We start from the raw sequence: 18,373 nt of genomic DNA on the forward strand, positions 1-18,373 counted from the left end.
CCCCCATCATCGCTCACGGCCCCGCCGTCCCCGCCCCCACGGCCCCGCCGTCGCCGCCCTCAGAGCCCCTGGCCGCCGCCGAGCAGACCCTCCAGCAGCCCTTCGAGGCCGAATTCGTACTGCGCGGACCCCTGGTCCTGGGCGCAGAGGAGTTCGGGCGCGAGGCTGACGAGGGCGGGGTAGACGTCGGGCGGCAGGGCGTCGATCTTGGCGCGGACCCGGTCGCGTACCCCGTCCTCGCACAGGGCGCGGGCCCGCCGGGTGTTCCACAGGGCGGAGCCGACGGTGTACTGCATCAGGGCCACGTGCGCGTGGGCCGCGTCGGCGCGGCCGAGCCCGGCGCGCCTGAGCAGGTCGAGCATGCGGTCGATGACGGCTATGGCGTCGTCGCCGCGCAGCGGCCTGATGGTGAGGAGCTGGAGCGCGGAGGGGTGCTCGGTGAAGAGCCCGTAGACGCCGCGGCAGACCTCCCGCAGCTCACCTCGCGGATCGCCCGTGCCGGTGGGCGGAAGCTCTATCGTGTCCATCAGACGCTGTGCCACGGCGTCGCTGATCTCGTCCTTGCCCCGGAAGTGGGAGTAGACCGCCATGGTGCCGACGCCGAGTTCCTGGGCGAGCGCGCGCATGGTGAACGCCTCGGCGCCCTCGCGGTCGAGGAGGGTGATCGCGGCGTCGAGGATACGGTCGGGGTTGAGCGAGTTGCGGGGAGCGCGGCGCCGTGGGGAGCGGACCGGCTGGGTGACGGACATCCGATTCTCTTGTTTCTCGTACTCAGTCGTACTTCAGTCGTACAACAGTCACGCTGGGGTGCCTCGTGCGACGGGGTACGCCGAGGCCGGAACGTCGCCAACACGTCGAGGAATACGCCGAGGAAGGCAACCCGGAGAGCGGACCGGGCGTCCTCGACTGCACATACCCCTGCTACGGAACGTTGAACACCGTACGATGTCGGAGTTTCTTCCGTAGTTCTGGGCCGGTGTACGTGGCGTTTAGCGTACGTCGTACGGTAGAGGGTACGCGCCAAGACCATGACCGCCCGCCCGCGGCCTTCGGAGAACCTGGAGAGACGCCCGCATGACGATCACCGCCACCGCGCCGCGCGCCGCCGCCTACCGGGGGAAGCTGCGCTGGTGGACCGAGCTGCCGCTCATCGCGGTGATTTACGCGCTCTACTCCGGCGCCCGCCTGCTGGTCAGGGGGGATGTGGACGACGCCGTCGAACACGGCGCGGACATCCTGCACTTCGAGCAGCTCCTGCACATCGATCCGGAGCGCTGGTTCAACAAGCTCTTCACGCAGCACGCCTTCCTGGGCGTGCCCGCGGACTTCGCGTACGCGTCGCTGCACTATGTGGTGACGCCGAGCATCCTGATCTGGTTGTGGCGCCGCCGCCCGACGCACTACCGGGTGGCGCGCACGTGGCTGATGATCTCGACGCTGATCGGTCTGGTCGGCTTCACCGTGGCGCCCACCGCGCCGCCGCGGCTGATCGGCGGCGGGCACGGCTTCATCGACACGATGGCGCAGTACGGCTCCTACGGCTGGTGGGGCACCGACGCGAGCGCGCCGCGCGGTATGGGACATCTCACCAACCAGTACGCGGCGATGCCCAGCCTCCACGTGGGCTGGTCGCTGTGGTGCGGGATCATCCTGTGGCGCTACGGGCGGAACAGGGTGGTGCGCACCCTGGGCGTGCTCTACCCGGTGACGACGGCGTGTGTCGTGATGGGCACCGCCAACCACTATCTGCTGGACGCGGTGGCCGGTGTCGCCGTGATGGGCCTGGGCTATCTGCTGGCGAAGCCCGCGCTGCGGGTCGCCGACCGGCTGCTGGCGCGCGTGAAGGAAGCCCTGGGCAGGCAGACGGCCGAGGAGACGGAGCCGGTGTCCGGTGCGTCGTCCGCGGTGGTCACCGCGCACGTCGCCAATACGGCGCAGGTCTCCAATACCGCGCAGGTCTCCAACGGCACGCAGGTGTCCAACGGCACGCACGTGTCCAACGGCACGCATGCCACGGGTGTCAGCGGTGTCGCCGCGAGCATTCCGGCGCCCGGTGGCGGCGCCTCCGTACCGAAGCCGCGGACCGTGTCCGTACCGCCCGGCGCGGACGGGCCGGACGACGCCGACGACCCGCGTGCGGCGGGCGAACACGCCGGACAGAGCCGGATGTCGTAGCCGAGTGCCACACTTTCGCGGGTGAGCACTACGCACCACCACCACTCGCTGCGGGAACGGCTGGCCGCGCTGCGCGGCCCCGACACCGCGCCACGGCCGCTCGACGCACGGGCGCTGGCCGCGCTGGCCGCCAACCCCGGCTGCCGCCGCCGCGCGCTGCTGGACGCCGCCGGGGTCGACAAGGGCGCGGTCGCCGAAGTGCTGGGCGCGCCCGCCCGGTTCGGCCAGTCCCGCTTCGCCTTCTCGCGCGGCCATGCCTTCGAGGCCCGCGTCAAACGGGACGGCTGCGCCGAGTTGCTGCGGCTGCTGGGCGCGGCGGAGACGGCCGCGGGGATTCCGGAGTCCGCCGAGGTCCCCGATCTGTCGGCGGCGGGGCCCGAGGGCCGGGCGGCCCGTACGCGGCTGGCGCTCGCCGAGGCACCGGCCGGTTCCTGGACGCTGCTCGACCATCCGCTGCTGGCCCTCGAGGTCGCGGGGTCGCTGGCGTATCTGGAGCCGGACGCGGTGGCGGTGCGGCCCGACGGGTCCTGGACGGTGGTGGAGATCAAGTCCTTCCCGATCCTGGACGGCGGCGCGGACGCGCTGAAGGTCGGCGCGGCGGCCCGGCAGTCCGCGGTGTACGTGCTCGCGCTCGACGAGGTGGCGGCCGGCCGGACCCGGCCCGACGTCCTGCTGGTCTGCCCGAAGGACTTCTCGAATCTGCCGACCGCCGAGTGGGTCGACGTCCGCAAGCAGCTCTCGGTCACCCGGCGGCAGTTGGCCCGGCTGACCCGGATCGAGGAGATCGCGGCGGCCCTCCCCGAGGGCACCACCTTCGACCTGCGGTACGGCGCGGACGGCAGTACGCCGACCCGGCCGCGGATCGACCTGACCGCCGCCGTGGACGCGGTGCCCGCCGCGTACGCGCCCGAGTGCCTGTCGACCTGCGAGCTGGCGTACCACTGCCGTGACCGGTCGCGGGCGGACGGCTGCGTGGAGTCGCTCGGCCGCAGTCTGCGCGGCGAGCTGGGCACCCTGACGACGGTGGAGGCGGTGCTGTCGGCCGCGCACGGTGAGGCCGGTGACCCGGCCGACCCGGCGGTGGCGGCGCTGCGCAGGGCGGCGGCCCTGCGGGCCGAGTCGCTGTCCGCCCGGGAAGAGGCACCCGCGCTGCCGGCCCAGGCGGCCGTACGGGACCGGGCACCGGACGACGCCGGCGTACGGGACGGTGCCGCATGTCGTTGATGAACACGCTCGCGCGGGCCGAGGCCGTCGCGACGGGCCGGGCCGTGCCCGCGGCGACCGTACGCCACCGGCACCTGGCCGAACGGCCGCTGGTGCTGGTGCCGTTGACGACGGCCGGTGAGGCGGGCGCGCCGCTGGGCGCGATGGTGGGCACGGACCGGGCGGCGCCCGAGCTGCTGGTGGTGCCGCAGCCGCTGGACCGGGAGCTGCGCTTCGGCTTCTTCGCCGGACTCGCGGGCGCCGTACTGCCGTTGATGGACGCGTACGCGGACGACGTCGAGGTGGAGCCCGCGACCCGCAACCACGTGGGGGCACCTCCCAGCCGCCGGGCTGGGGGAGAGTCGGAGGTCTGCGCGGACGCGCCGCAGATCGTGGTGCCGAACAGCGCGGCGCTGGAGTACGTCCGCCTGCTCGGCCGGTCCACGCGCTTCCTGCGGACGGTCGAGGACCCGGACGCGCCGCACCCCGTCCCGGTGCCGGTGCCGCTGCTCGGCCGCTGGCTGACGCATTACGGGGAGCGGGCGCGTACGCCGGGCAGCGCGCTGCTGGTGGCCATGACGGAGCTGCTGACCCGGCACTGGGCGACCGGGCAGAGCTCGATGGAGGACCAGCACCTGGGCGGCCTGCTCGGCTGGATCGACCCGCCGGACGGGCTGGACGGGGCGGTCGCCGCCGAGCGCGCGCAGACCGACCGCGCCGCCGACGGGCTGCTGCTGAGCCCGCCCGCGGGTCCCGCGACCGACCCGGTCTTCGACAACCGTGTGCTGGCCCCCGCGATGGCCCGCTACGACGCGGCGCGTACGGCGGCGGAGGCGGACCCGGCCGGGGCCGCCGCGGAGCTGGCCGCGGCCGAGGCGGAGGTACGGCGGCTGGTCGGCTCCCAGCTCCGGCCGACCTGGGACGACGTGTGGCGCGGCCTCGACCTGCTGCGGGCGCTGCCCGAGGGCGCGCATGTGGCCGACCGGTGGAAGCGCGACCGCTGGTCGTTCACCGGGCACCGCGACCGGCTGCGCGCGGGTGAGCCGCCGCAGCCCAAGCGGGACGGCGCCATCGCCGCCGCGCAGAAGCTCGCGGGCCGCGAGACGGCCCAGGCGCGGGTCTCCGCGCAGGAGGCGCTGGACGACCCCCTGACGATGGCGGCCAGGCGGCTGGCGGGCGAGGCGTTCGCGGGCGAGGTGATCGGCGTCGAGATGACGTACTCCGAGGGCAAGCGGCCCATGCCCCGCCCCCTCCTGACCATCCGCACCCACGACCTCCCCCAGGCCGAGCCCGGCACCAAGGCGTACCGCTCCGTGCCGGGCGCCAAGTCCGCGCAGAGCGCCGAAGTGGTCTCGGTGGCCCCGGACGGCAGCGGCGCCACCGCGCCGGACGGCGGTCCTGCGACCGGGCCGGAAGGCCGGTTCGTGGTGGTGGTGCGGCTCACCGGGGGGATGGGGAGCGGGCGGACGCCGAAGGAGGGGTCGGTGCCGGGGGCCGGTGACCGGGTGGACTTCACCTTCTTCGAGCACGATCCGCGCGGCGGCCCCGGGCTGCCGGAGCCGGAGCAGACACCGTGGACGCACGGCGGCCCGCCCGACGCCGGGACGCCGCCCGGCACACCGCCGACCGCTGACCCGCCCGACCCCGTGACCGCGGAGGACTACCTGTGACGCAGCCCGTGCGAGCCGACGGCCCGGACACGGACGGACACGTACCGGAGAGGTGGGACAGAAAGGACGGGTTCGACGCGGGCAGGGCCGCCGCCGAGGCGACGGCCGCGATCCTGGAGAGCACGCTGCACGGCACCGCCCGCGGGGTCGTGGTCGACTCGCCGCCCGGCGCGGGCAAGTCGACGCTCGTGGTGCGCGCGGCACGCGAACTGGCGGCGGCGGGCGAGTCGTTGATGATCGTCGCGCAGACCAACGCGCAGGTCGACGACCTCGCGGACCGGCTCGCCACCGCCGAGCCCGACCTGCCGGTGGGCCGGTTGCACGGCGCCGAGTCGCCGCCCGACAAGGCGCTCGACCGGCACCCGGCGCTGATGAAGTCCAGTTCGGTGGCGGATCTGCGGGCCTGCGAGGTGGTGATCGCGACCGCGGCGAAGTGGGCGTACGTGAAGGACACCGAGCCGTGGCGGCACGCCATCGTGGACGAGGCGTACCAGATGCGGTCGGACGCGCTGCTGCAAGTGGCGGGGCTCTTCGAGCGGGCGCTGTTCGTGGGCGACCCGGGGCAGTTGGACCCGTTCAGCGTGGTCGGCGCGGAGCAGTGGGCGGGGCTGAGTTACGACCCGTCGGCGAGCGCGGTGGTGACGCTGCTCGCGCACAATCCGGGGCTGCCGCAGCACCGGCTGCCGGTGTCCTGGCGGCTGCCCGCGTCGGCGGCGCCCCTGGTGTCGCGCGCCTTCTACCCGTACACCCCGTTCAGGAGCGGTACGGACCACGGCGACCGGCGGCTGGTGTTCGGGGTGCCGGGCGACGGCGGCGGGCCCGACCGCGTCCTGGACGAGGCGGCGGCCAGCGGCTGGGGGCTGCTGGAGCTGCCCGCCCGGCACACCCCGCGCACCGACCCTGAGGCGGTACGCGCGGTGGCCGCGGTGGTGCGGCGGCTGCTGGACCGCGGGGGTCTGACGTACTCCGCGCCCGATCCCGGCCCGGCGGCGCTGACCGCGGACCGGATCGCGGTCGGCACCGCGCACCGGGACCAGGCGGCGGCGGTGCGCGCCGCCCTGGCCGACGTCGGCGTCGCCGGGGTCACGGTGGACACCGCGAACCGTCTCCAGGGCCGCGAGTTCGACGTGACCGTGGTGCTGCACCCGCTGTCCGGCCGCCCCGACGCCACGGCGTTCCACCTGGAGACCGGGCGGCTGTGCGTGCTGGCCTCCCGGCACCGGCACGCGTGCATCGTGGTGTGCCGCGCGGGCGTGGCCGAACTCCTCGACGAGCACCCGTCCTCCGAACCGGTCCAGCTCGGTGTCACGGTCAAGTTCCCCGACGGCTGGGAGGCCAACCACGCGGTCCTGGCGCACCTCGCGGAACACCGGGTGAGCTGGCGGCCGTGAGCGCGGTCGCTCACCCGAATGGAGGGGGTCTTGCGTGGGCGCGGGACAATGGTGTGCGTGATCGATTCCGGAGGTAGCCGTATGTCAGAGCCGCAGTCGGCTCAGAACGCGCAGGGCGGTGGGTCGCGGGAGGCGGCGCCGCGGCCCAGGCGGCCCGCGTCGCTGAGCTTCGAGCCTGCCGCGACGGTGGAGGATCCGGAGCACTTCTTCGACCTGGAGTCGATGGACGATCCGGGGCGGATGCTGGCGCGGGCGACGGAGCTGGCGACGGCTTTCCGTACGGCCGCCGACCGGGCCACGGACTTCCAGGCGATAGCCGCCGCGCAGCTCACCGATCCGCGCCGCTTCGACCGGCTGACGTACGCGGGCCTGGCCGAGCGCGCGGGGTGGACCGAGGACTACGCGAAGCGGATGGTCGAGTACGGCGAGGGCCTGATCGCGGGCGGCGGCGCCCCCTAGCGCCTGATCGCGGGCGGCGGCGCCCCCTAGGACGTGTCCGCGGGCGCTTCCGGCTCCCCTGGCGGCTGCCGTGACTGTCACGCCGCCGGGGGCCGCCGCAACCGTGCCCCGCATATGCGTCGCGGCAAGGTACCCCCTCTCCCACCCTCCTGTCCCGAATTCGTCCGATTGCGCCGACCGCGCCGGAAGCGGCCGGTACCTGTAGATGCCATGGACGAATGGCAAGGGACCGGAAGCATCGCGGCCGTGACGCATGCCGTCACCGAGGTCGTCACCGAAGCCCAGCGGCGTCGGCACACGTCGTACGTCACCCCGGAGGGCGCCGAGTGGCTGGCCTCGGCCAGCGCCTTCCCGCGCAGCGTGCGGGCGCTGTGGTCGGCCCGTCCGACGGCGCCGAGCGTGCTGCCGTGCGGTACGGCGTTCGACGTGGTGAACCTGTCGGCGCTGTTCGGCCGCAGACTCCTGGAGCAGTTATGGGCGTCGGGCCCCGGCAGCGGCCCGGTGGCCGTGCACCGCGGCCGGCTGCTGCTGCTCGTCGCGCCCGGTACGGCGCAGCGGCTCCCGTACCTGCTGGACTGGGAGGAGTGGGGCCAGGCGGTGCCGCCGATGCTCTGTCACGGCAGCGGCGACGCGGTGACCGTACCGCCGCTGTACGCGCCGCAGGACGGCGCCGAGGCCGGCCAGGACTCCGGTTGCGATCCGGGGGCAGGGCTGTCCCGCTGGCTGGTGGCGCCCGACACCCGGCACCCCTGGCTGCCGGGCGCGGACGTGGTCCTCTGGGCGTGCGTGCGGGCGGCCAGGTCGGCGCCCGCGAAGACCGTTCCCGCCCTGGTCAGCACCCCTGGAACGGCCTGAGTCATATCGATTTCCGCTCCCCGTGGCCGGATGCTAAGGTCTACGACGTCAGCAGGCGCCGCTAGCTCAGTTGGTTAGAGCAGCTGACTCTTAATCAGCGGGTCCGGGGTTCGAGTCCCTGGCGGCGCACAGACGGTCGAAGGCCCCTCGCGGAAGCGGGGGGCCTTCTTCGTATGAACGTCCAGGCATGCGGACGCGCCGTCCGGGTGGCCGACGGCCCGCACCACGACGACCCTGGAGCCATGGTGGACTGGCTGGCCGACGCGTACCGGACGCGGATCGCGGACACCGGCCGTGAGCCGCTCTTCCTGCTGCTGGTCGGACTGATCGGCTCCTTCCTGTTCATCCGGTTCAGCGTGCGGATGATCCGGCGCGGGGTGAAGTGGTGGCCGGGCAATGTGCAGCCCGGCGGCCTGCACATCCACCATGTGGTGTTCGGCCAGGCGATGATGCTGATCGGCGGCATCGGGTCGTTCGCCGTACGCGGCGGCCCGGCGGTGCACGACGTGCTCGCGCTGGTCTTCGGGATCGGCTGCGGCCTGGTGCTGGACGAGTTCGCGCTGGTGCTGCACCTGAAGGACGTCTACTGGAGCGAGCAGGGCCGCCAGTCGGTCGACGCGGTGATCCTCGCGGTGTCGGTGATCGGGCTGCTGCTGATCGGCCAGGCCCCGCTGGGCGGATTCGCCGTCGGGGAGTCGTACCAGCAGTATCTGAGCGCCGGGGTGCTGATCGGCTTCGTGGTGGTGTGCCTGTCCAAGGGCAAGGTCTGGACGGGGCTGCTCGGGGTGATGGTGCCGGTGCTGGCGATCGTCGGCGCGCTGCGGCTGGCCCGCCCGGCCAGTCCGTGGGCGCGCTGGCGGTACACCTCCCGGCCGCGCCGGATGGCCAGGGCCGAGCGGCGCGAGGACCGGATCCACCGGCGGATGGTCGCGATGAAGACGGCCATGATGGACGCGGTGGCGGGCGCGCCGCTGCCGTCGACGACGCCCGCGCGCAAGCCCGCGCGGCGGCCGACGATCGTGGAGCTGCCGCCGTCCAGGATCGAGACGCTGCTGGCCCGCGTGCTGCGGCCGTTGCGGCAGCCGGGTGCGGCCTTCACCGTCTGGTATCTGCGGGTGGTGTGCGCGGTCAACGCGGTGACCGGGGTGATCGCGCCGTTCCGCGACCGGGTGCGGGCCGCCTCGAACGGCGAGTTCTTCACCGCCTTCCTGGTCAGCCCCGGTTTCACCGGCGCGGTGCTCGCGCTGGTGCTGTCGGTGAGCCTGCGCCGCCGCAAGCGGGCCGCCTGGATCGTCACGACCGTGCTGACCGGCGGATACACACTGCTGTGCCTGGCGGGTGTGGCGGCGCTGCCGGTGACGCGCGGGCATCCGTTCAACTGGGTGTCGCTGGGGGTGACCGGGCTGGTGCTGTTCGCGCTGCTGGTGTCCAGGACGGTGTTCAACGTGCGCGGCGAGCGGGGCAATGTGGCGCTGGGGCTGACGACCTTCGTCGTCGGCGGCGCGGTGGCGATCGGCCTCGGCACACTGCTGGTGCACGCGACGGACGAGCTGCCGCCGCGCCAGTGGGGGGCCAGTACGCGGTACACGCTGGTGCGGGTGCTGACGGTGTCCGGTCTCTTCGACCTGCCCGAGATCCGGGTGCCCGGCTGGACGGACCTGGCGATCAACGTCCTGAGCGTCGCGCTGATGCTGCTCATCCTGCTCGCCTTCTTCCGCTCGCCGCGCGGCCGGGACCGGCTGCTGCCCGCAGACGAGCGGCGGCTGCGGGCGCTGCTGCGGGTGTACGGGCGGCGCGACTCGCTCGGCTACTTCGCGCTGCGCCGCGACAAGGCGGTGTCCTGGACCCCGGAGCGGGACGCGGCCGTCCTCTACCGCGTGGTGAACGGGGTCGCGCTCGCCTCCGGTGACCTCGTCGGCGACCGGGCGGCCTGGCCGCGGGCCGTCGACCACTGGCTGGACACGGCGCGGCGGCACGCCTGGGTCCCGGCCGTCACCAGCGCGGGGCCCGCGGCGGCCGTGGTGTACGAGGCGGCCGGTTTCCGCGCGCTGCCGTCCGGTGACGAGGCGGTGGTGGAGGCGGCCTCCTTCGCCGCCGTCTTCGCCGATACGGGCTCCGCCGAGCTGAGCGCGCTGCGGCAGGCGCACGGGGTGCTCGGCGGCGCGGGCTACTCGGTGGTGCTGCGCAGGCACCGGGAGATCGCCCCGGACGAACTGCGGCGGCTGGCGCATCTGGCCGACAGGTGGCGGCGGCACCCCGCCGAGCGCGGCTTCTCCGTGGCGCTCGGGCGGCTCGGTGACGCGGCCGACGGGGACTGTCTCCTGGCGGAGTGCCTCGATCCGCACGGGCGGACCTGCGCGATGGTCACGTTCGTGCCCTGGGGGCCCGACGGGCTCACCCTCGACCTCATCCGGCGCGACCGGGAGTCCGGGCGGGCCCCGGTGGATTTCCTCCTCACCGAGGTGCTGCTGCGCGCCGCCGCCGGTAGGGCTCCGCTGGGCGCGGTCACCCGCGTGTCCCTCAACTTCACCGCCTTCCGCGGCGCCCTGTCCTCGCGGCTGCGCCGCGCCCCGCTGCGGCTTCTCGCCCGCCTCGGGCAGGTCGCCGCCCGCGAGCGGGGCTACGCGGCGTTCGCGCCGCGCTGGCAGGCCCGCTATGTGCTCTTCGAGCGGAGAGCCGACCTTCCGCGGGTGGCTGCCGCCAATGCCATCGCCGAGGGGTTCCTGACCGGACCCCGTCTCCGCCACCGCGGCACCCTCCTCACCCCTGAGGACGGTGCTCCCTAGCCCGGAGCCGTACGCCTGGGGAGGCGCGTCACGCCGGGTTGGGGAAAGCTGAAGGCGCCAGGTGCGTGGGAGGAGAGGCGGAGCCGATGCCCGGGAAGGTGGCGTGGGGGCGGGTGGCGCCCAGAATTCCGGGCTGGTTCGGAGAATTCTTCGGGATTCTGGCCCTGTTCTGCGCCACCCTGGCCGTCGTCTCCCCGTTGCGGCCCCTGCTGGACCCGGTGCGCCGGTGGGTGGAGATCCTGACGGTGCCGGCGTCGCCGAATCTGGCGTACGCGGCGTTCCTGGTGCTGCTGGGCGGCGCGATGGCGGCCCGCAAACGGGTGGCGTACTGGATCGTGGCGGTCTTCCTCGGTCTGACCGTGGTGGCGAATCTGGTGCTGATCGCGGTGCGCGACTGGAGCGCGATCCCGGCGCTGCTGATCACGGGCACGGTGCTGGGCGCGGTGATCGCCGCGCGGGGCGAGTTCTCGGCGCGGGTGCGCAAGGGGGCGTTCTGGCGGGCGCTGCTGGTGCTGGTGTGCGGGCTGGCGATCGGGGTGCTGCTGGGGTGGGGGCTGCTGACGCTGTTCCCGGGGACGCTGGAGGGCGGGAACCGGCTGCGGTGGGCGGTCAACAAGGTGGTCGGCGGGGTGAACGACCTGCCGGACATCGGCAGGCCGCCGTACTGGACGAATTTCTGGCTCGGCCTGTTCGGCGCGGCGGCCCTGCTGTGCGCGGCGGCGGCGCTGTTCAGGTCGCAGCGGATGGAGGCGGCGCTGCGGGGGGACGACGAGGACCGTATCCGCGCGCTGCTGGCGCGGTACGGGGACAAGGACTCGTTGGGCTACTTCGCGACGCGGCGCGACAAGTCGGTGGTGTTCTCGCCGAGCGGCAAGTCCGCGGTGACGTTCCGGGTGGAGGTGGGGGTCTGTCTGGCCAGCGGTGACCCGCTGGGCGACCCGGAGGCGTGGGGTCCGGCGATCGACGCGTGGCTGGCGCACGCGGGGGCGTACGGCTGGGTGCCGGCGGTGATGGGCGCGGGCGAGGAGGGCGCGAAGGCGTACGCGCGGGCGGGGCTCGGCGCGCTGGAGCTGGGCGACGAGGCGATTCTCGACGTGACGGACTTCGACCTGGCGGGCCGCGAGATGCGCGGTATCCGGCAGGCGGTGCACCGGGTGCGGCGGACCGGGGCGACCACCCGCATCCGGCGGCACCACGACCTGTCGCCCGAGGAGCTGCGGGAGGTCGAACGGCTGGCGGACGCCTGGCGGGACACCGACACCGAGCGCGGCTTCTCGATGGCGCTGGGGCGGCTCGGCGACCCGGCGGACGGCGAGTGCCTGCTGGTGGAGGCGCTGGACGACAAGGGGCGGGTGACCGCGCTGCTGTCGTTCGTGCCGTGGGGGCACGACGGGGTGTCGCTCGACGTGATGCGGCGGGACCGTACGGCGCCCAACGGGATCATGGAGTTCATGGTCACCGAGCTGGCCGCGGGCGCGGGCGCGCTGGGTGTCCGGCGGGTCTCGCTGAACTTCGCGGTGTTCAGGTCCGCTTTCGAGGAGGGCGCCCGGATCGGCGCGGGGCCCGTCCTGCGGATGTGGCGGCGGCTGTTGCTGTTCTTCTCCCGCTGGTGGCAGCTTGAGGCGATGTACCGCTCGAACGTGAAGTACCAGCCGCACTGGTACCCGCGGTACCTGTGTTACGCCGACGGCAAGGACATGGCCAGGATCGGCCTGGCCTCGGGCATCGCCGAGGGTTTCGTGGAACTCCCGAGCCTGCGCTTCCGGCGCCGCCGCCGGTCCGCGGCGGGCGGTACGGGAGCGGGGGCGGTGGGCGGTACGGCGGTGGCCGGTGCGACGGCGGCCGTGGTGGGCGGTACGGCGGCGGGGATGACGACGGCGAGCGTGACGGCCGCCGCGGCCGAGCGCGGCCGTCACGCCCCCGCGGACCCGCACGGCCCCGCCGAGCAGGTCCGTGTGCGCCTGGCCAAGGTCGAGGGAATGCGGCGCGACGGCGTCGACCCGTATCCGGTGAGCGCGGGGCCGACGCACACGCTGGCGGTGGCGCGTACGGCGGGGGCGGGCAGCGCGGTGGCGCTCGCGGGCCGGGTGCTGCGGGTGCGCGACCACGGCGGGGTCGTCTTCGTGACGCTGCGGGACTGGTCGGGCGACCTCCAGATCATGCTGACCAGGGATCGTCTCGGACGGGACGGTCTGCGGGAGTTCGAGTCGGGCGTGGACCTCGGCGACCTGCTCCGGGTCGAGGGGGCGATGACGGTCAGCCGCGGCGGTGAGCCGACCGCGGAGGCGTACTCCTGGACGCTGACCGGCAAGTGCCTGCACCCGCTGCCGGACAAGCGGCGCGGCCTGACCGACCCGGAGGCGCGGGTGCGGCAGCGCTATCTGGCGCTGGTGGTCTCCCCCGAGGCGCGTTCCCTGCTCACCGCCCGCAGCGCGGCCGTCGGCGCGGTCCGTACGACGCTGGCCGACCGCGGCTTCCTGGAGGTCGAGACGCCGATGCTCCAGCCGGTGCACGGCGGCGCGAACGCCCGCCCGTTCACCACGCACATCAACGCCTACGACCTCGACCTGTATCTGCGGATCGCGCCCGAGCTGTATCTGAAGCGGCTGTGCGTCGGCGGGGTGGAGCGGGTCTTCGAGCTGGGCAGGACCTTCCGCAACGAGGGTGTGTCGTACAAGCACAACCCCGAGTTCACGATGCTGGAGGCGTATCAGGCGTTCGCGGACTACGACGTGATGCTCGATCTGGCGCGGGAGCTGATCCAGGCGGCGGCCGTCGCGGCGAACGGCGGGCAGACGGCCCGGCGGCCGGACGGCGCGGAGGTCGACCTGTCGGGGCGGTGGCCGGTGCGGACGGTGTTCGGGGCGATCTCGCTGGCGCTGGGCGAGGAGGTCGACGCGGGGACGCCGCTGGCGCGGCTGCGCGCGCTGTGCGACCGGGCGGGGGTGCCGTACGGCCCGGAGGACGGCCCGGCCGACGTGGCGCTGGAGATGTACGAGCGGCTGGTGGAGGAGCGCACCACCACGCCGTGCTTCTACAAGGACTTCCCGGCCGAGGTCTCGCCGCTGACCAGGCAGCACCGCACCGATCCGCGGCTGGCCGAACGCTGGGACCTGGTGGCGTACGGCACGGAGCTGGGCACGGCGTACACCGAGCTGACCGATCCGGTGGAGCAGCGGGCCCGGCTGACCCGGCAGTCGCTGCTGGCGGCGGGCGGCGACCCGGAGGCGATGGAGCTGGACGAGGACTTCCTGACGGCGCTGGAGTACGCGATGCCGCCGACCGGCGGGCTGGGGATCGGGGTGGACCGGCTGGTGATGTTCCTCACGGGCCGGACGATCCGTGAGACGCTGCCTTTCCCGTTGGTACGTCGCCGCTGACCGTGCCGCGCGGCGGGTCGCGGGGGGTGCGCGGCCGGATTCGCGGGGGCGCGGGGCGGGTTCCCCGGGGCCGGGCGCGGGGCGGGGGGCCTTGCATCACCCGTTCGGAGCATGTTTACGGTGGTCCGCATGACGTACAAAACCGGACGATCTGGGATGTTGAGCCGCACGGCCGTACGGCGGACCGCCGCCGCGGTGGCCACCGCGGCGCTCGCCGGGACCGCGCTCGCGGCGTGCGGCACACAGCACGGCGGGGCCGCGGCGAGCGGGGCGGACGACGCGCGGGCCTCCTCGCGCGCGCCGTCCTCGACCGCGTCGGGTGAGGCGTCCGGCCCGGCCGCGGGCATCCCGTCCCAGCGGACCTCTCCGCCGGGCGATCCGTCCGGCTCGCAGCCGTCCGGACCGGGTCCCGCGCAGAACGGTCCCGCACCGACCGATCCGTCGCGGACGGGTCCCGTGCCCACCGATCCGTCCGGGACCGTCCCGTCGCAGACGGTCCCCGGGCAGCCGACCGGGCCCCTGGAGCCCTCGGCCGGTCCCGCCGACCCCTCGGGGAGCCCCGCCACCGGCGCCCCGGCCGGCGAGTCGATCCAGCACTCCACCGAGGACGGCGGCAGGTCCGTCGCGCTGACCTTCGACGACGGCCCCGACCCGCGCTGGACCCCGCAGGTCCTGGCTCTGCTGGCCGCGCACCACGCGAAGGCGACCTTCTGCGAGATCGGCCCCAACGCCGCCGCCCACCCCGACCTGGTCCGGCAGATCACCACGGCGGGCCACCGGCTGTGCGACCACTCCGTGCACCACAACGAGCGGCAGAGCAGCAGGTCCGCGGCGTACAACACGCACGAGATAGTCGACGCGCAGCGCGAGATAACCAAAGCCGCGGGCGCCGGCGCGAAGCTCTGGTACTACCGGGCGCCCGGCGGCGACTTCACCCCGACGATCCGTCACATCGCCGCCGGCCACGGGCTGCGCCCGCTGGGCTGGACGGTGGACTCCCGCGACTGGGAGCGGCCCGGCACCGCCAAGGTGCTGGCGAACATCGACCGTCAACTGCGCCCCGGCTCCATCGTGCTGATGCACGACGGCGGCGGCGACCGCGCCCAGACGGTGCGGGCGCTGTCGCGGCTGCTGGACAGGCTCGACGCGCAGGGCTGGACATACAGCTTCCCCGCGCGCTGATCGTGGCGCGCGCGAGGTAGCGTTCAGGAGGCGTTCCCGCCATCCGTCGGTACCTCTTGGAGGCTTCACCATGGCAACCACCCGCACCGCGACGACCCAGTGGAAGGGCCCGCTGATGGGCGGCGCCGGGACCGTCTCGCTCGACACCTCGGGCGTCGGCTCGTACGACGTGACGTGGGCCTCCCGCGCGGAGGAGGCGAACGGCAAGACCAGCCCCGAGGAGCTGATCGCCGCGGCCCACTCCTCCTGCTTCTCGATGGCGCTCTCGCACGGTCTGGCGGGCGCGGGCACCCCGCCCGAGTCGGTGCAGACGCAGGCCGACGTGACCTTCCAGCCGGGTGAGGGCATCACCGGCATCGTCTTGACGGTGAAGGCGCGTGTCCCCGGCATCTCCGCCGGTGACTTCGAGGCGGCGGCGCAGGGCGCCAAGGAGAACTGCCCGGTCAGCAAGGCGCTCGCGGGCACGACGATCACGCTCAACGCCGAACTGCTGGACTGAGCACGGTCTCTGACGCCTGATCAGCGGCGGGTGACGTGGATCTTCCACGCGCCCGCCGCTGTCCTTCCCAGCACCTTGAAGGTCAGCCCGGACGCCTTGTCGGTGGAGCCCTCGCCGACGCTGAAGGGCGCGTCGTTCAGGGAGTTGAAGGCGCCGCTGCTGAAGTCGCAGGCGGAGGTGCGGGGATGGGCGTCCACGACGGTCACCGGGCCCTTGCCCGAGTCGACGTCGGTGCGGACCCGGTAGGCGAGCACACCCGCGCGGCACGCGTCCTTGTCGTTGCCGAGCTGCTGCCTGGCCTCCAGGACGAAGACCCCGGTGCGGCTGTACGGGATCACGACGGCTTTGCGTCCGCCGGGGATCTCGACGGCGCCGAGTTCGTAGGTCGTGTCGGTGCGGCCGGTGACGCAGGCGATCTGGCTGTCGTCGAGCCAGCCGAGCTTCCACTTGTGCCAGGCGAACAGGTCGCCCTGCAGTCCCCAGTCGAGGGACATGCTGTCCCACTGCCCGGCGAGTGTGTCGGTGCGCGGGAAGTCGTCGGCGGCGTAGAGGTCGGGCAGGCCGAGCGCGTGGCCGTTCTCGTGGCTGAGGACGCGCGGGCCCGACTGGTCGTGGCCGTAGATGAGGGAGACCTTGTCGAGGTGGGCGCCGTCGTCGGTGGTCGCGGCGGACGCGCCGGTCCAGGTGACCGAGAGCACCGCCTCGTCGGCGGGCGGCCCCGCGTTGGGGGTGACGAGGATGTTGACCAGGTCGTAGCCGCGGAAGTCGATGGAGTGGTCGGCGACCTTGAGCAGGTCGCGCATCATCTCGGTGTGGGCGTCCCAGCCGTAGCCGCGGCCGATCCCGTACGCGCTGAAGGGCCGCGGCATCCGTATGTAGCGCAGCACCGGCGTGGACTCGTAGTCGAGGCGGCCGTACGAGCTGACGGCGTACCACTTCTTGACCGCGGGGAAGAACTCGCCGTAGCGGTCGGCGGCGCTGTACTGGGCGGGCGCGTCGGGGAAGTCGATCAGCAGGGTCAGGGCGTGCAGGGTGCCGGTGGAGGGGGCGAATTCGGCGTTGGGGCCGCGGCTGGAGCTGTCGGGGAAGCCCTCGGACATGGCGACGCCGGGGACGGCCCGCAGGGCGCAGGGCCGGGCGGCGGGCGGCGGCGAGGCGTTGAGCGCGGGGGTGCGCGGGCCCGCGGAGACGGTGCTGCCGACGGCGAGCAGCCCGAGCGCGAAGAGCGCGGTGCAGCGCAGTCCGGTCCGGGTCAGCCGGCGCGGCCCCGACCCCGTCGTGGCCGGGCGGCGCGGTCCAGACCCCTTGGTGGAGGCCATGGCGTTAGCTCCTGTGGCCGGTGTCGTCGCCGACGGGCGACCCCTCGACGATCTTGACCGTCCAGGTGCCGTCCGAATTGTGGGCGGAGACCGTCACGCGGGTGGAGCCGTCGGGTACGGCGTAGGACTCCCCCACGCCCAGCGGCGCGTCGGCCAGCGGCGGGTAGACGGAGGTGGCCCGGCACGCGGAGGTGTGGGGGTGGCCGTCGATCACCGCGATGGGTCCGTCGCCCGACTCGATGTCGGAGCGCACCTTGTAGAGCAGGATGCCCTGGCGGCAGGCGGCGTGGTCGTTGCCGGTGGCGGTGCGCGCCTCGATGGCGAGGGCGGTGTCGGGCCCGGTGCGTACGACGATCAGCTTGGTGCCGCCGGGGGTCTCGTCGGGGCTGAGGTCCTGGTAGGTGGTGCCCGCGCGGGTGACGCAGCCGACCTGGTCGGAGGTGATCCAGCCGAGCTTCCACTTGTGCCAGGCGAAGGGGTCGGGCGCGAGGCCGAACTGGCTGCCCATCAGGTCCCAGTCGCCGACGTGGGTGTCCCAGTCGGCGTTGCTGCCCGCGGGCGGCCGGTAGTACAGGTCGGGCAGGTCGAAGACGTGGCCGGTCTCGTGGGCGAGCACGTTGCGGTCCGGCGGGTGCCGTTCGAAGACGGTGACGAGCCGGCGCAGCGGGGTGCCGTCGACGGTGATCGGGGTGGAGAGGTTGACGACCTTGGTGGCGTCGGAGTCGACGCCGGGCGCGTCGGGGTCGGCGACGAGGTAGACGACGTCGTAGCCGTGGAAGTCGACCACCGGGTCGGCGGCGGCGATGGCGTCGCGCAGGTAGGCGGTGCGGTCGGCGGCGTTCCAGTCGCGGCTGATCGCGTAGTCGGTGGCCGGGCGCGGCATGCGCAGCCAGCGGGTGACGGGGTGGACGCCGAGGTCGAAGCGGCCGTACGAGGCGCGGTCGAAGAAGCGGGTGGTGGCCGGGAAGTGGTCGGCGGCGACCTGCTGGGTGGTGAGGTCGGGCGCGGTGCCGGGGAAGTCGAGGAAGACCATGAGGGCCTTCATGTGGCCGGTCGGCCGGGTGTAGCCGCTCTCCCAGGTGTCGACGCCCTCGGAGTGGTGGGCGCCGGTGCGCGGCAGGAGGCAGGCGCTGCCGACGGCGGCGGACGCGGCGGGGCCGGTCGTCAGCGTCCAGGCGACCACGGCGCTGAAGACGCTGAGCGCCGCCGCGGCGGAGCGCAGGACACGCCGCCGCGCGCGGGGCGGTACGCCTATCGAGACGCCTGAGGAGCCTGACGAGCTGGCTGACCGCCGCACATGGACCTCCGGGGAGGATTCGTGAACCCGTTCGGGACACCTCCCCCACATTGCTATGGAATGTGACGATATGTCCTGTCCGACTGCTCCAGCCGGGCGGTGTGCGGGAGGCGTACGGGCGTCGCACAGCGGTCACTACGGTGCGTAATGTCCCCAG

Annotated in this window: 13 protein-coding genes and 1 tRNA gene; 11 read left to right on the forward strand and 3 right to left on the reverse strand. The window is 73.8% G+C overall.

Annotated features, from left to right (window positions below; translation table 11 throughout):
* Positions 1-59 precede the first annotated feature (59 nt).
* On the reverse strand, positions 60-749 hold the full coding sequence (locus tag ACFZAM_RS17670; RefSeq protein WP_355343253.1) for a TetR/AcrR family transcriptional regulator: 690 nt from the start codon (positions 747-749) through the stop codon (positions 60-62).
* 325 nt (positions 750-1,074) lie between these two features.
* On the opposite strand from ACFZAM_RS17670, the gene ACFZAM_RS17675 reads away from it, so the two are divergent.
* The 11 genes from ACFZAM_RS17675 (at position 1,075) to ACFZAM_RS17725 (ending at position 15,600) form a co-directional block, all read left to right on the forward strand.
* On the forward strand, positions 1,075-2,175 hold the full coding sequence (locus ACFZAM_RS17675) for a phosphatase PAP2 family protein (protein WP_391047014.1): 1,101 nt from the start codon (positions 1,075-1,077) through the stop codon (positions 2,173-2,175).
* Between the two features lie 21 nt (positions 2,176-2,196).
* Complete coding sequence (locus tag ACFZAM_RS17680; protein WP_391047016.1) at positions 2,197-3,399, forward strand: hypothetical protein; 1,203 nt, start codon at positions 2,197-2,199, stop codon at positions 3,397-3,399.
* Positions 3,390-5,048, forward strand: a complete 1,659-nt coding sequence (locus tag ACFZAM_RS17685) for a hypothetical protein (protein ID WP_391047019.1) — start codon at positions 3,390-3,392, stop codon at positions 5,046-5,048. Before ACFZAM_RS17680 ends, ACFZAM_RS17685 begins: the two co-directional genes overlap by 10 nt.
* A 110-nt stretch (positions 5,049-5,158) precedes the next feature.
* Positions 5,159-6,439, forward strand: a complete 1,281-nt coding sequence (locus ACFZAM_RS17690; protein WP_355343301.1) for an AAA domain-containing protein — start codon at positions 5,159-5,161, stop codon at positions 6,437-6,439.
* Between the two features lie 81 nt (positions 6,440-6,520).
* Complete coding sequence (locus ACFZAM_RS17695) at positions 6,521-6,898, forward strand: hypothetical protein (protein WP_355343241.1); 378 nt, start codon at positions 6,521-6,523, stop codon at positions 6,896-6,898.
* Between the two features lie 246 nt (positions 6,899-7,144).
* Positions 7,145-7,753, forward strand: coding sequence for a bifunctional DNA primase/polymerase (locus tag ACFZAM_RS17700; protein WP_391047021.1), 609 nt, complete (start codon positions 7,145-7,147; stop codon positions 7,751-7,753).
* A gap of 55 nt (positions 7,754-7,808) precedes the next feature.
* A tRNA-Lys gene (locus ACFZAM_RS17705) sits at positions 7,809-7,882 on the forward strand.
* 44 nt (positions 7,883-7,926) lie between these two features.
* Positions 7,927-10,539, forward strand: a complete 2,613-nt coding sequence (locus ACFZAM_RS17710) for a phosphatidylglycerol lysyltransferase domain-containing protein (protein WP_391047024.1) — start codon at positions 7,927-7,929, stop codon at positions 10,537-10,539.
* Between the two features lie 86 nt (positions 10,540-10,625).
* Positions 10,626-13,919, forward strand: coding sequence for a bifunctional lysylphosphatidylglycerol synthetase/lysine--tRNA ligase LysX (gene lysX / locus ACFZAM_RS17715; RefSeq protein WP_391047027.1), 3,294 nt, complete (start codon positions 10,626-10,628; stop codon positions 13,917-13,919).
* 129 nt (positions 13,920-14,048) lie between these two features.
* Positions 14,049-15,101 (forward strand): polysaccharide deacetylase family protein, encoded by a 1,053-nt coding sequence (locus ACFZAM_RS17720; protein WP_391047029.1) that lies wholly within the window; start codon positions 14,049-14,051, stop codon positions 15,099-15,101.
* Between the two features lie 70 nt (positions 15,102-15,171).
* Entirely contained in the window at positions 15,172-15,600 is a 429-nt protein-coding gene (locus ACFZAM_RS17725) for an OsmC family protein (RefSeq protein WP_355343227.1), read from the forward strand.
* A gap of 20 nt (positions 15,601-15,620) precedes the next feature.
* Here the strand turns inward: ACFZAM_RS17725 and ACFZAM_RS17730 are convergent, their stop codons facing one another.
* Positions 15,621-16,919 (reverse strand): M6 family metalloprotease domain-containing protein, encoded by a 1,299-nt coding sequence (locus ACFZAM_RS17730; RefSeq protein ID WP_355343224.1) that lies wholly within the window; start codon positions 16,917-16,919, stop codon positions 15,621-15,623.
* A gap of 4 nt (positions 16,920-16,923) precedes the next feature.
* Positions 16,924-18,267, reverse strand: coding sequence for a M6 family metalloprotease domain-containing protein (locus tag ACFZAM_RS17735; RefSeq protein ID WP_391047032.1), 1,344 nt, complete (start codon positions 18,265-18,267; stop codon positions 16,924-16,926).
* Positions 18,268-18,373 lie beyond the last annotated feature (106 nt).

Origin of the sequence: Streptomyces sp. NPDC008079, assembly GCF_042957385.1 — a bacterium.
Lineage (GTDB): Bacteria > Actinomycetota > Actinomycetes > Streptomycetales > Streptomycetaceae > Actinacidiphila.